The organism is Acidovorax sp. WCS2018Noco2-16, from assembly GCF_031843945.1.
Taxonomy (GTDB): domain Bacteria; phylum Pseudomonadota; class Gammaproteobacteria; order Burkholderiales; family Burkholderiaceae_C; genus Paracidovorax.
Genome location: NZ_JAVTJJ010000006.1, coordinates 1 through 13013, shown reverse-complemented (window position 1 = coordinate 13013; position 13013 = coordinate 1). Strand labels below are relative to the sequence as shown.

General features: G+C 67.1%; 11 protein-coding genes and 1 pseudogene. 8 read left to right on the top strand and 4 right to left on the bottom strand.

What is annotated here, in order from left to right:
* Window positions 1-70 precede the first annotated feature (70 nt).
* Together RQI28_RS13340 and RQI28_RS13335 are read left to right on the top strand one after the other, a co-directional pair.
* The gene (locus tag RQI28_RS13340) at window positions 71-1552 is read left to right on the top strand and encodes a Ppx/GppA phosphatase family protein (protein ID WP_311223988.1); all 1482 of its coding nucleotides are present in this window, start codon (window positions 71-73) and stop codon (window positions 1550-1552) included.
* A 106-nt stretch (window positions 1553-1658) separates the two neighbouring features.
* Window positions 1659-2198 (top strand): hypothetical protein, encoded by a 540-nt coding sequence (locus RQI28_RS13335; protein WP_311223989.1) that lies wholly within the window; start codon window positions 1659-1661, stop codon window positions 2196-2198.
* Between the two features lie 5 nt (window positions 2199-2203).
* Here RQI28_RS13335 and RQI28_RS13330 read toward each other — a convergent pair whose 3' ends face one another.
* From RQI28_RS13330 to RQI28_RS13320, 3 genes are all read right to left on the bottom strand, one after another.
* Window positions 2204-2665 carry a histidine phosphatase family protein gene (locus tag RQI28_RS13330; protein WP_311223990.1) on the bottom strand — a complete coding sequence of 154 codons (462 nt, stop codon included), beginning with the start codon at window positions 2663-2665 and terminating at the stop codon, window positions 2204-2206.
* Entirely contained in the window at window positions 2665-4770 is a 2106-nt protein-coding gene (gene ppk1 / locus RQI28_RS13325) for a polyphosphate kinase 1 (protein ID WP_311223998.1), read from the bottom strand. Before ppk1 ends, RQI28_RS13330 begins: the two co-directional genes overlap by 1 nt.
* A gap of 278 nt (window positions 4771-5048) precedes the next feature.
* A complete protein-coding gene (locus RQI28_RS13320; RefSeq protein ID WP_311223991.1) occupies window positions 5049-5885 on the bottom strand; it encodes a GNAT family N-acyltransferase in 837 nt (278 codons plus the stop codon).
* 226 nt (window positions 5886-6111) lie between these two features.
* Here RQI28_RS13320 and RQI28_RS13315 point away from each other — a divergent pair, with 226 nt between their 5' ends.
* Both RQI28_RS13315 and RQI28_RS13310 read left to right on the top strand, forming a co-directional pair.
* Window positions 6112-6948 carry a pseudouridine synthase gene (locus tag RQI28_RS13315; RefSeq protein ID WP_311223992.1) on the top strand — a complete coding sequence of 279 codons (837 nt, stop codon included), beginning with the start codon at window positions 6112-6114 and terminating at the stop codon, window positions 6946-6948.
* 199 nt (window positions 6949-7147) lie between these two features.
* Entirely contained in the window at window positions 7148-7663 is a 516-nt protein-coding gene (locus tag RQI28_RS13310; RefSeq protein ID WP_311223993.1) for an MgtC/SapB family protein, read from the top strand.
* 194 nt (window positions 7664-7857) lie between these two features.
* On the opposite strand, the pseudogene soxR reads toward RQI28_RS13310, so the two are convergent.
* A pseudogene (gene soxR / locus RQI28_RS13305) lies at window positions 7858-8316 on the bottom strand (redox-sensitive transcriptional activator SoxR); the annotation flags it as partial.
* 107 nt (window positions 8317-8423) lie between these two features.
* Between soxR and RQI28_RS13300 the strand changes: the two are divergent.
* From RQI28_RS13300 to RQI28_RS13285, 4 genes are all read left to right on the top strand, one after another.
* On the top strand, window positions 8424-8873 hold the full coding sequence (locus RQI28_RS13300) for a RidA family protein (protein ID WP_311223994.1): 450 nt from the start codon (window positions 8424-8426) through the stop codon (window positions 8871-8873).
* Complete coding sequence (locus RQI28_RS13295) at window positions 8870-10090, top strand: MFS transporter (protein WP_311223995.1); 1221 nt, start codon at window positions 8870-8872, stop codon at window positions 10088-10090. Before RQI28_RS13300 ends, RQI28_RS13295 begins: the two co-directional genes overlap by 4 nt.
* Window positions 10091-10263: 173 nt before the next feature.
* Window positions 10264-10764 (top strand): hypothetical protein, encoded by a 501-nt coding sequence (locus RQI28_RS19740; protein WP_404976939.1) that lies wholly within the window; start codon window positions 10264-10266, stop codon window positions 10762-10764.
* Window positions 10765-10857: 93 nt separating this feature from the next.
* Window positions 10858-12636 (top strand): hypothetical protein, encoded by a 1779-nt coding sequence (locus RQI28_RS13285; protein WP_311223996.1) that lies wholly within the window; start codon window positions 10858-10860, stop codon window positions 12634-12636.
* Window positions 12637-13013 lie beyond the last annotated feature (377 nt).

Genomic DNA, 13013 nt, shown 5'->3' with positions numbered 1-13013 from the left:
GGCCACACGGACGACCGAAGCGCTGGTGCTATGCTGGCCCGACAGAAGAACCAGCGCCCAGCGCACGCCCATGCAAGACGGAACACTGCTCGCCGCTGTGGATTTGGGATCCAACAGCTTTCGCCTCGAAATCGGCCGGTTCGAACACGGCCACATCCAGCGAATTGAATACCTCAAAGAAACGGTGCGCCAAGGCAGCGGCCTTGACGAAGACCGCAACCTGACCCTGGCGGCGATGCAGCGCGGCTGGGACTGCCTCGCGCGTTTTGCCGAACGCCTGGCCGGTTTCGCGCCCAGCCACGTACGCGTGGTCGCCACGCAGACGCTGCGCGAGGCGCGCAACCGCGACGTCTTCATTCAGCGCGGCAACGAGATCCTCGGCCATGCCATCGACGTCGTGTCGGGCCCGGAAGAAGCGCGGCTGATCTACCAGGGCGTGGCACATCTGCTGCCCCAGTCGGACGAGCGGCGGCTGGTGGTGGACATCGGCGGCCGCTCCACCGAGATGATTCTGGGCCAGCAGTTCACGCCGACGGCCGTGGCATCGTTTCGCGTGGGCAGCGTGGCCTGGTCCACACGCTACTTTCCAGAAGGCGTGTTCACGCCACAGGCTTTCATGCTGGCAGAGATTGCCGCCAAGGCCGTGCTGGACGAAGCGTTGGACATCTACCGCCGCGATGCCTGGGATGTGGCATACGGTTCTTCGGGCACCGCCGGGGCGGTGGGTGAAATTCTCGCCGCCGCTACGGGCGGCACACCGGGCCTCATTACGCGCGAAGGGCTTGACTGGCTGCTGTCGCAATTGCTGCTGGCCCGCAGCGCCGACCGGGTGCGTCTGGAAGGGTTGAAGGAAGAACGCCGCGCGGTCATCGGGGGCGGCATCAGCGTGCTGCGCGCAGTGTTCGATCTGCTGGGCATCGACCAGATGCATGTCGCGCAAGGCGCGCTGCGCCAGGGTGCGCTCTACGACCTGCTGGACCGCGAACAGCCCGCCACCGACCTGCGATCGTCCACCGTGCGCGGCCTGATGCAGCGCTTTGCAGTCGATGTTGCGCATGCCGAACGGGTGGCGCGCGTTGCGTGCGCGTTGTTTACCGCTGCCGCGCCTTCGGGCTCCGAGCGCGCGGCCCGCAAGCTCGACTGGGCGGCACACCTGCATGAAGTGGGCAGCCGCATATCGCACAGCGACTATCACCGCCACGGCGCCTACATCCTTGAACACACGGATGCCGCCGGTTTCTCGTTGCCCGAGCTGCACCGCCTGGGCCTGCTGGTGCTGGGCCACCGCGGCAAGGTGCGCAAGCTGGAAGCCGACCTGAACGATCCCCTCTTCGCCCTGCAGCTGATGTGTTTTCGCGTGGCCGTGGCCCTGTGCCATGCGCGCCGCGACCCCGACGTGGGCGGCATTGCGCTGCAGTTGCAGGGCAATCGCTGCACGGTGCGTGCACGAGCGGGCTGGGCCGTGGCCTACCCCCAATCGGCCCATCTGCTGCGCGATGAAACCATCGCCTGGCAAAAGACGCCCTGGGACTTCGTCGCCGAGCTGCCCTGAGAGGCTGCTCCAAGGTCGCAAGCCCGGCCGCAGCCTCCAGCAGGCAGGCAAACGAACGGTATAAACGGTATAAACTGTTTATACCGTTTTCTTTTTGGAGCAATGAATGTCCACCACCCGCACTTCCGTCCCTGCCACGGCCCCCACCACAGCGCCTGCTGCCGAGCCCGCAGCCGACGCACCCGTGGTCACCGCCAAACCAACAACCGCTTCGCCCAAGCCTGCTGCCAAAGCCGCCCCGGCCACACCGGCGAAGAAGAGCGCGCCAGCCAAGAAAGCCGCTGTCAGCAAGAGCGCCAAGCCCAAGGCAGCTGCCGCGCCCGCTGCACCCAAGGGGTCTGCTGCGGCCGACAAGGCAGCCAAGGCGAAGAAGCCCAAGCTGGTACGCGACAGCTTCACCATTCCGAAGGAAGAGTACGCCGCCATCGAGGCACTGAAGCAGCGCTCGGGCCAACTGGCGCAGACTGCCAAGAAGAGCGAATTGCTGCGCGCTGGCCTCAAGCTGCTGGCCAGCCTGTCGGATGACGCCCTGCTGAAGGCACTGCAGGCCGTGCCATCCATCAAGACCGGCCGCCCGAAGGCTGAAGCATCCGCCACGAAAGCGCCTGCGGCCCCGGCCAAACGCGCCAAGGCTGCGCGCAAGTAAGCAAGCTAAAGAAACTCAGGCGACTGCACCGCCATCAGCACTGTCTCGTCGCCTTCCGGGCGCTGGCGGTGGCGCAACCACCACACAGCGCCCTTGCGGATGGCGCAGTCGCTGGCCTGCAGCGCCAGCAGGTGCGCGACGGTCTGCCCCAGCATCGGCTGATGGCCGACCACCAGCACCGCGCCGCGCTGGCGGGGCCATTGCACCAGTTCCAGCAATTCCGTGGGTGATCCGCCGGGCAGCAGCTCGGCCCGCAACTTGAATTTGCGCCCCAGTGCGTGCGCCGTCTGCTCGGTGCGCTTGGCGGGGCTGGCCAGCACGCGCAGGCCTTCGGGCAGCTGGCGGTCGAGCCATGCGGCCATTCGGGCCGCCTGCTTTTCACCGCGGTGCGTCAGCGCACGCTCCAGGTCGTCCACGCCCTCGGCGGCTTCGTCAGCCTCGGCATGGCGCCAGAGAATCAGATCCATCACACGCCTCCGTTGCGGCCCCGCGCGCCGTTGGGTTCTGCACTGCCATAGCGCCGCGTCAGCGCCAATTGCGCACCCAGGCCGTCCAGTGGCCGGGGCGCCCGCTTGTACTGGCCGTCGGGCTGCAGCGTCCATGCGTCGCGGTCGTCGTGCAGATAGGCCACCAGGCACTCGTCGATGATGCGCTGGCGCAACCGGGCATCGGTCACCGGCCAGGCCAGTTCTACCCGGCGCAGCATGTTGCGGTTCATCCAGTCGGCGCTGGAAAGGTACAGGTCTTCCTTCGCACCGCTGCGGAAGTAGAAGACGCGCGTGTGCTCCAGAAACCGACCGATGACCGAGCGCACGCGGATGTTGTCCGTCACGCCAGGCACCTGCGCCGGCAGCATACAGGCGCCGCGCACGATCAGGTCGATGCGTGCACCGCGTTGCCCCGCGCGCACCAGCGCATGGATCAGCGCTTCGTCGGTCAGCGCGTTCATCTTGGCGACGATGCGTGCGTCCTCGCCGCGCTCAGCCGCCGCGCCTACCGCCTCGATGCAGTCGAGCATGGCGCGTTGCAGATGGAAAGGCGCCATCACCAGGCGCTTCAAGCGCGGCAGCTGGTTCTGGCTGGCCAGATGGTCGAACACGGCATCCATGTCGGCAGTGATCTGCTCGTCGGCCGTCAGGTAGCTCAGGTCGGTATAGAGCCGCGCCGTGCGGCGGTTGTAGTTGCCAGTCGACAGGTGCCCGTAACGCCGCAGGTGGCGGCCCTCGCGCCGCGTCACCAGCAGCATCTTGGCGTGGGTCTTCAAGCCCACCACGCCGTACACCACCTGCGCGCCGATCGATTCCAGCGCCTCTGCCCAGTTGATGTTGGCCTCTTCGTCGAACCGCGCCTTCAGTTCCACCACCGCCATCACTTCCTTGCCACGGCGCACGGCCTCGCGCAGCAGGTCCATCATTTCCGAATCGGAGCCGGTGCGGTAGATGGTCTGCTTGATGACCAGCACCTGCGGGTCGTGCACGGCCTCGCGCAGGAACGCGAGTACGCCATCGAAGCTCTCGAACGGCTGATGGATCAGCACGTCGCGCTTTTTCATCTGCGCCAGGATGGGCGTGCCCGGCGGCAGCTGCGCCGGCCAGGCGGAGCGCCAGGGCGGGAACATCAGCGCCGGGTCGTTGACCAGATCGACCAGTTGCGACAGGCGCACCAGGTTCACCGGGCCACGCACCCGGTACAGCGCCGCGGCCGGCAAACCGAACTGCGACTGCAAAAAGTCCGACAGAAAACGTGAGCAGCCGGCCGACACTTCCAGCCGCACGGCCTGGCCGTAGTGGCGATGCTGCAGGCCCTGCCGCAGGGCGGTGCGCAGGTTGCGCACGTCGTCTTCGTCCACCGCCAGATCGGAATGGCGGGTGACGCGGAACTGCGAAAACTCCGACACCTCCCGGCCCGGGAACAGGTCAGCCAGGTGCGCCCGCACGATGCTCGAGAGGCTGACGAACTGCGTGCCGCCGGGGGCCACATGCGCCGGCAAGCGCAGCACGCGCGGCAAGATGCGCGGCACCTTGACGATGGCGATCTCGTTCTCGCGGCCGAAGGCGTCGTCGCCGCGCAGGCGCACGATGAAGTTCAGCGACTTGTTGGCCACCTGCGGGAACGGGTGCGAAGGGTCGAGCCCCACAGGAATGAGCAGCGGCCGCACGTCGCGCATGAAGTAGTCGCGCACCCAGCGCCGCTGTGCACTGCTGCGCGCGCCGTGCGACACCAGGCGGATGCCAGCCTGCGCAAAGGCAGGCACCAGCGATTCGTTGTAGAGCGCATATTGCCGCTCCACCAGCGCGTGCGCGTGCATGGCCAGGGCTTCAAACGACTCAACGCTGTAAGAGCCCTTGGTTTCGCCACTTTGCGCGGCCGTCAGGTGGGCTGCGGCGCGCACTTCGAAGAACTCGTCCAGGTTGGAAGAGACGATGCAGAGGTAGCGCAGCCGCTCCAGCAGCGGCACGTCGGTGCGCGTGGCCCAGTCGAAGACCCGCTGGTTGAAGGCCAGTATGGAATGGTCCCGATCCAGCAGAGCCAGTGAACGTGGTGCGGGCGTGGAAGGCGCCTCCATCAGCATCCCGCCCGCATCGTCCGTGCCAACAGAGTGCGGCGGCCGAGGCGGACTGGGGGGAGACAAAGGCGGCATGGACGGCAGTTCGAGAGACACGGACAACTTCAGTATGAGACGGTTAGGTGACAAATTCATGACACCGACACACGTCCGTCACGCAAGCGGCCGCAGCGGCCGGCATGGGCATGCGGGGCGTTGACCGGCGAGTGCTTGGTGCGCGCGCAGCGAAAAACCGGGTGGCCCACCGGCGCGTGCGGGTGTCGGCAAACCCCTGGGCAGCAGCCTCAGGCGCCCAGGAAGTGCTTGCGGTACTTGACCGGCAGATCGGCCAGCCGCATCAGCATGGGCAGATCGGCGGTGTTGAAGTCAGGGTCCCACGCTGGCGCGCCCAGCACCCGGGCACCGAGCCGCAGATAGCCCTTGATGAGCGCAGGCGGCTCTATGGGCAGCGAGCCGTCCAGCTTCTCCACCGGCAGCGCCAGGCGCGGCAGCACGTGGTAGTCGATGGGAGCCATGTGCGTGTGGCGCAGCTGCTCCCAGATACTGGCGGCCGCATCGCCGCTGACCACGCCGTTGTGCAGCATTGGAATGCTGGCGCAGCCGATCATGGTGTCGAGCTGGTTGCGCACCATGAAGTCGGCAAGCGCCCCCCACAGCGCCAGGATCACGCCCCCATGGCGATGGTCCGGGTGCACGCAACTGCGGCCCAGCTCCACCATGCGCGTGCGCAGGCTGCGCAGGCGGGTCAGATCGAATTCGGTGTCGCTGTAGGTGCTGCCCACACGCCGCGCCTGCGCCGGCGTCAGCACACGGTAGGTGCCAATCACCTGCCGGGTGTCTGCATCGCGGACCAGCAGATGCTCACAATAGTCATCGAACAGGTCCACGTCGTGGCCGGGCAGCGGCGTGTTCAGCCGCGCACCCATCTCGGACGCAAAAACAGAAAACCTCAGTCGCTGCGCTTCACGCACTTCGTCGACATGCCGCGCCCATGCCACCGCCACCCCGCCGCGCGCCGGCGCAGCCCCGCCCAGGCCCACTGCGCTGCCAGGACGGTGAAGTGACCCCCTGGGCAACGTGGCGGGGCTGAGGGCCATGGTCGGGGTGGGCAATTCATTCATTCGGCTCTCCTGAGGTAGGAATGCAGTCAATCAATCGATCAAGCGGGCAGACAGACGGCAGCGGGCTTTGGCTTTGTGCCTTGCTCTGACCAGCGTTGCGTTGCTCCGCCACTGCATGCAATGTGCCGCCGCGGTATGACATGCCCGTGTCTGCCGCATGAACACGGCATGACAGACAATCGGCGCCCGTCAGCCGATCGCCCTTCCCTTTTTTCCACACCCCCGCATGCCTGCCCTGCACATCCTCTGGCGCGACGAGCACCTCGCCGCCGTGTACAAGCCTGCGGGCTGGCTGGTGCACCGCACAGGGCTGGACGCGGGCGAAACACGATTCGTGATGCAGACCTTGCGAGACCAGTTGGGCCAGCACGTCTACCCCGTGCACCGGCTCGACAAGGGCACCTGCGGCGTGCTGGTGATGGCGCTGCACCCGGCGGCGGCGCGGGCCTTGTCACAGGCGTTCGAGCACCACGCCGTGCGCAAGGACTATCTGGCGCTGGTGCGTGGCTGGGCGCCTGGCGCCGTGCAGGTGGACCATGCCTTGCGGCCCGACGACGCCCCGCCCGACGCACCCGTGCAGGACGCGCACACCACCTTGCGCAGCCTGGCTCAGCTGGAATGGCCCGAAGCCGCCGACCCGCGCTTTGGCACCACCCGCGCATCGCTGGTACATGCCCTGCCCACCACCGGCCGCAGGCACCAGATCCGCCGCCACCTGAAGCACATCGCCCACCCCATCATCGGCGACGCCACGCACGGCAAGGGCCCGCTCAATCGCTGGTGGGCCGATCGCCTGGGCGGGCAACGGCTGTGGCTGCATGCCTGGCGGCTGCAGGTGCCGCACCCGGCGACCGGTGAAGCGCTGACCTTCACCAGCGGGCTGCAATGGCCACCCACCGGCTTGCCGCCCGATGAAGCGGGGTGTGAGGCTTTACCGGCAGAAGGCCTGGCAGACCTGCGCGACTGGCAGGCGCTCTGGCGGCTTGGGCAATGGCAAGTCATGGCCCACACAGCTCGCGCTTGTGAGACGGCGCCTACCGTGGACGTGGGCAAAGGCCGCTAGCGCTGGCGCGGTGGCAAGCTCAGAGTGGCGTGGCACCTGAACCGGCGCTGAATCGGCCTTCGCCTCTTCACTTTTTGACAACAACAACAAAGCCCATGACACACGACCCGCAATCCATGCCCCCTTCATCGAACAGCGCCATGCAGACCTGTGCGCCGACGCCTTCAGCACTGGGAGCGCAGGAAGAAAAAGGCCGCCTGTGAGCAGCACCTGGGACATCATTCGCGCCACCGTGTCGGCCGAGTTTTCCGATGTGTCGGACGCCGAGCAGTTCACCCGCATCGTGCTGCGGCTGTCGGTGGCCGCGCTGCTGGGCGGCCTGCTGGGCCTGGAGCGCGAGCACAAGGGCAAGGCTGCGGGCGTGCGCACGCACATGCTGGTGTCGATGGGTGCGGCGATGTTCGTGCTGGCCGCGCAGCAGGCCGGCATCGACGCGGCGGACAACAGCCGGGTGCTGCAGGGCATCATCGCGGGCGTGGGTTTTCTGGGTGCCGGCACCATCCTGAAGGGCGATGCCGAAAGCCAGGTGAAGGGCCTGACTACGGCGGCCGGCATCTGGCTGACGGCGGCCATTGGCGTGGCGGCGGGCCTGGGGCTGGAATTCACCGCGTTGCTGGCCACCGCGCTGGCTTTGCTGATCTTCTGGGCCATTCCGCTGCTGCAGACCGTGATGCAAAGACGCGGCAGCCGCACGGTGCCGCAGGACAAGGAATGACTTCCCCAACCGCTGAGTGCTATTGAATTTATAGCACACAGCGCTTATCCATCAAGCGCTAGGGCCGATTTTTACTTGGATTTCTCCGTGGTGCCGCTGCGCGCCACCTTTCGCGGTTGCGGCCAGATCCACTCCGGCCGCCCCGCCACCTCTGACGCCACCTGAACAGGCACCGGCCCCTGCGCAGCCTGCTCGAAGTGCGGGCCAGGCCCGGCCTCAGCCAGCACGTCCTGCGCATTGCGCAAAGGGCATTCCTTGAGCGACAGGCACCCGCAGCCGATGCAACCATCGAGCTGATCGCGCAGCTGCGTGAGGATGCGAATGCGCTCTTCCAGCCCCGCCTTCCACCGCGCCGACATACGGCGCCAGTCCGCCGCGTTGGGCGTACGGCCCGCGGGCAGCGCCTGCAAGGCGGTGGCGATGTCGGCTAACGGCACGCCCATGCGCTGCGCCACCTTGATGACCGCCACCCGCCGCAGCACCGAACGCGGATAGCGCCGCTGGTTGCCCGCACTGCGCAGGCTGCTGATCAGCCCCTTGGCTTCGTAGAAATGCAGCGCAGACACGGCCACGCCGCTGCGCTGGGCGACCTCGCCAACGGTCAGCTCAGGCGCGGTGGGGGTGTCGTCATCGGCAGTGCGGGCAGCGGGCATGGTGAGTTGAAATGGGTGGTCAACAATGTTCAGAACCTGGCTTGACCTCAAGCCCGGTTGAGGTTCAATACTAGCGGGCTTCCAATAGCCATTGACTGAAACGCCGCATGTCTCTTACCCCATCGCACCGCCCTTCCCCGCTGCTCAGCTTTCACAACCCCGCTGGCCTCTACGACCCGCAGCCCAACGGCTATTCGCACATCGCCGTGGTGCAACAACCCGCACGCACCATCCACATTGCCGGCCAGGGCGGTGAAGACGCACAAGGCCAATTGGCGGAAGGTTTCGAGGCGCAGATGCGCCAGGCGCTGGCCAACCTGGGCATCGCCTTGCGCGCCGCTGGAGCACAGCCCGCCGACGTCGCACGCCTGACGGTGCTGGTGGTGGACCACACCGAGGCGCGCCTGGCCCTGTTCACCCGCGCGCTGATAGCCATGTGGGGCGATTCGCCCACGCCGGCCTGCACGCTGATCCCCGTGCCGCGCCTGGCGCTGGACGGCATGCTGTTCGAGATCGACGCCACCGCCGTACTGCCCGCCGACGCTGACTGCGCATGAACCCGTCCCACCCAGCCCCAGCCGCCCTGACCACGCCCGTGCTGCTGCTGATGGCGCTGGCCTGCGGGCTGTGCGCGGGCGCGAATTACTACAACCAGCCGCTGCTGCATTCAATCGCCACGCAGTTGCGGGTGAGTGAATCCACCGCCGCGCTCACCGTCACGCTGGCGCAGGTGTCGTACGCCTGCGGCCTGCTCTTGCTGGTGCCGCTGGGCGACAAGCTGGAACGCCGGCGCCTCATCGTGCTGCTGATGGTGCTGGCGGCAGCGGGCCTGTTTCTCAGCGGCTTTGCGGGCAGCTTTGCGTGGCTGGCGGTAGGCACCGTGATGACGGGCCTTTTCTCTGTGGCTGCGCAAGTGCTGGTGCCGCTGGCCGCATCTCTGGCTGCGCCCGGCCGCGGCGGACGTGCCGTGGGCATGGTGATGAGCGGGCTGCTGATCGGCATTCTGGCGGCGCGCAGCATCGCAGGGCTGCTGTCGGGGTTGGGCGGCTGGAACCTGGTCTACCGCGCCGCCGGCCTGGCCATGCTGCTGGTGGCGCTGGCGCTGTGGTTCGCCCTGCCGCCGCTGCCCCGCCCGGCCCACCCGCCCGGCTATCTGCAGGTATTGCGGTCGCTGGGCACGCTGGCAAGGCGGCACCCGCGCCTGCGCAGCCGGGCCTTGCTGGGCGGGCTGTCGTTCGCGTCGGTGAGTGTGCTGTTTTCCACCATGGCGCTGATGCTGGGCGGCCCCGCCCATGCCTTAAGCGATGCGCAGATCGGGCTGGTGGGCCTGGCCGGGGTGGCGGGCGCACTGATGGCCAACGTGGCCGGCCTGCTTGCCGACCGTGGCCATGAGCAATGGACCACCCGCGCATCGGTGCTGCTGGTGCTCGTCAGCTGGCTACCGCTGTGGCTGGGTAGCGCCAGCCTCGTGTGGTTCCTGACCGGCATGCTGCTGATCGACCTGGCCCTGCAGGGCGTGCACATCAGCAACCAAAACGTGATCTACGCCCTGGCGCCTGATGCCCGCTCACGCCTGAATGCGGTGTACATGACCGCGTATTTCACGGGCGCCGCGGCTGGCTCTGCGGCGGGGTCGCTGGCTTGGGCTGTGGGCGGCTGGCGTGCCACCTGCGCCGTGGGCATCGCCATCGGGCTGGCCAATGCAGCCGCGGTCTGGCACGACGCTCAACTGGCCAGGACGGCAGGTACAACAGCCGAGCTGACTGCAGCATGATCGCTATCAACTTAATAGCTACAAGCGCTTATGAATAAAGCGCTTGAGGCCTATTTATCTGGAATGTTGCACTGCGAAAACGGGTGTTGTCCGACAGCCCGGCGCTGCGCCCTGCGGGTGTAATGACACCTCCTAAATGCGCCACTGGCGCCCATCTGAGAAAGAGGACGCAAATGACACAACAACACGGCACGCAACAAGCCACCATCCAGGGCGAAGTCACCTACCGCGAAGGCGACGGCATGCCGGTGGCGATTCCGGAAGGCCCGGTGGAGCTGACCCATGCACCCGACAGCGTCACCCTGAGCTGGAAGGCCGACAACGACGCCGCCGGCCTGGCTGCCATGCCCCGCGACCAGTTCGAACGCTATGCGCGCGAAGGCAAGATCCTGGTGGATGGCAAGCCTGCCGTGGCGCCGCAGACAGCGCCAGACGACGCCGAAATTGCAGAGAACGCGCAGCAGCAGCAACTGCAGGGCGAAGAAGGTGCATCGGCGCAGCCCACTCAGGCTCAGTCGCAGCAGTCACAAAGTCAGAGCCAGAGCCAGAGCCAGGGCACTGATCAGCCGGTTCCTGACGCCGAGATCTCGCAAGACGGCCATGCCGTTGAACACGATTACGCTGAAGCCGACGAGAGCCAAGCGGCAGACGGAACGAAGCGCCAGCCCAGCTGACGCGCAGCCCTTCATCCAACCAATCACCCACGACGGGGCCTGCACGGCCCCGTTGCTGCGTGTGGAGCATGCCCGTGGCACAGTCCGGGAACCATGAGTACCTCCCCGTCTTTCGTCGCTGATTCGCCGCAAGCCGATGCCCAGCCAACGGCCGATTCCGCGCTGACCGCCGCCAACCTGAAGCAGCTTGTGCACACCGCCTTGCCCGACAAGAGCCGCCGCAAGGCGCAGGGCTGGTTCGGCGACACCGACTTTCTGCTCACCCGCGCGCATGTGGACGAAGACGGCGACACCTACCACGACGGCCTCTTTCTCACCGTCTGGCAGCAATGGGACTTCTGGATCGCCGACGCGCAGCGCCCCACCTACACCAGCCTGCTGCAAGCCGCCGCAACACGCGCAGCCGCCTGGTTGCGGCGACAGTCGTCCTCCCCCATCGGCTTTACCCAGCTTTATCGGCCACACGGCAGTGGCGCGGCCGGTGCATGGTTGCCGTTCGATCTGGCTGCCAACGACGGCCCGCCCGAGGTGCTGCAGGCCTGCAGGCAGGCCTGGCAGGGGCTGCTCGACTATTGGCGCAAGGGCATCGCGCAGCGCCGCGCCCATTACCCGCTGCGCCAGCAACTGCTTTCGCTGTGGACACCCGAGCGCATTGAGGCGCTGGCCTTGCTGCCTGCTTTTGCTCAGCCAGTGCCGGGTGCCTCGCGCGCCAAGCGGCTCGGCGGCTGGCAAGGCACGCTGCGCGTCAGCAGCCGGCCGCCCTCATCGCACCATGGTGGCAAACACGCCCAGGCCAGTGGCGCGGCATTGCGTTTGGGTTGGCACAGGAATGCCGAAGCAGATTGCGAAGACCTGGACGATGAAGACGAGGTCGACACGGGCGCCTGGGCCTGCTACCAGATCGACGTGGAGCGCGAGGCATCCCGCACTGGCGAGCCCGCCCTGCACATCACCTACGCCCAGCGCCTGAGCGACACGCGCGAGCCGTTGCCAGCCGAGGCGGCAGATCACATCGACCGGCTGATGCGCCTGCTGGCTGCAGCCGAGCGGCATCTGGTGGCAACCTGCCCGGCATCGGAAGACGCATCGGACATGGACGGGCCGCGCTACCTTGCCGCGTGGCTGGACCTTGCTGCGGCTCATGCTCCGCACGCGGCCGATGAAGACGTCATTCCTGGTGTCTGGATGGCGCTATCGCACACCTGGCAGGCGGCCGGCCGGGCGCAGGCCGCCTGGCTGCGCCGCGCCGCAGAACACAGCGATGCGCCCCCTGCCCCCCGCCCTGTCGACCCACGCGGTCTTCACGCGGCCCGCGTGTTGCAACTGGCCTGCGAGATCAGCCGGCGCGGTGATGCCCACATGGCCGCGCGCTTTCACCGCCGCTTTGCTTTTGCGCCCGACTGCTATGCAGACCGTGCCGCCGCATCTGGCCAGCAAGTGGGGCCGGTGCGCTGGCTGCCGGATGGCGGGATTGCGGCGCGCGTGGGCGGGGCCGCTGGGCGGTGGCTGCGGGTGGAGGCAGACGGTTTGCGCTGTCTGCCGCTGGCGGATGAGGAAGTTGCTGAATCATCCGAGGCGGTCGTTTCGGCTCGCATCGAAGGGCTGGTGGTGGATGGCGATGCGGATGGGGTGTTGTGGGGTCGGGACGATGAAGGGCGAGTGTTGTGGCATCACCCGGTGGCGACTTCTGCGGTGACGGGGGTGGCGTTGTCAGGGGATGGGAGGGTGTTGGTGGCGGGGTCTGCGGGGGGGGATTTGGTGGTCTTGCGCAAGGCGGGGGGGGTGGATCCGTTTGCGGCGGGGACTTCGCGGTATGTGGAGGGGTGGAGGGTTTTGTTTTGGGAGGCAGAGCAGCGGGTCATTCGCTGGTGAGTGATTTTTGGTCTTTTTGGCTTCTGGCGCTTATGTGGCAAGCGCTTTCAGCTATCTTTTTGATAGTTTTTGTGAGGTTGCTTCCCGGGGCCGGGTGATGCGCCCGGCTGCGCACTCACTTTCTTTCGCTTCGCCGAAAGAAAGTAAGCAAAGAAAGGGCGACCCTGCTGTTTGCGTCCCCTTCGCTTCGCTGCGGGGCAACCTGCGGTGCTCGGTCACGGGGCGGGGCTGCGGAACTCACTGCGCGCTTGCAGCGCTGCGTTCAGACAGCCGCAGCCAGTCAGAGCTTGAAGCGTGTGCGTCCTGCGGCGCACCCGCCCGCCCCGCGCCCTGTGCTCCTCGGCGCATACAGAAGGGAGTGGAACAGCCAACAGCCC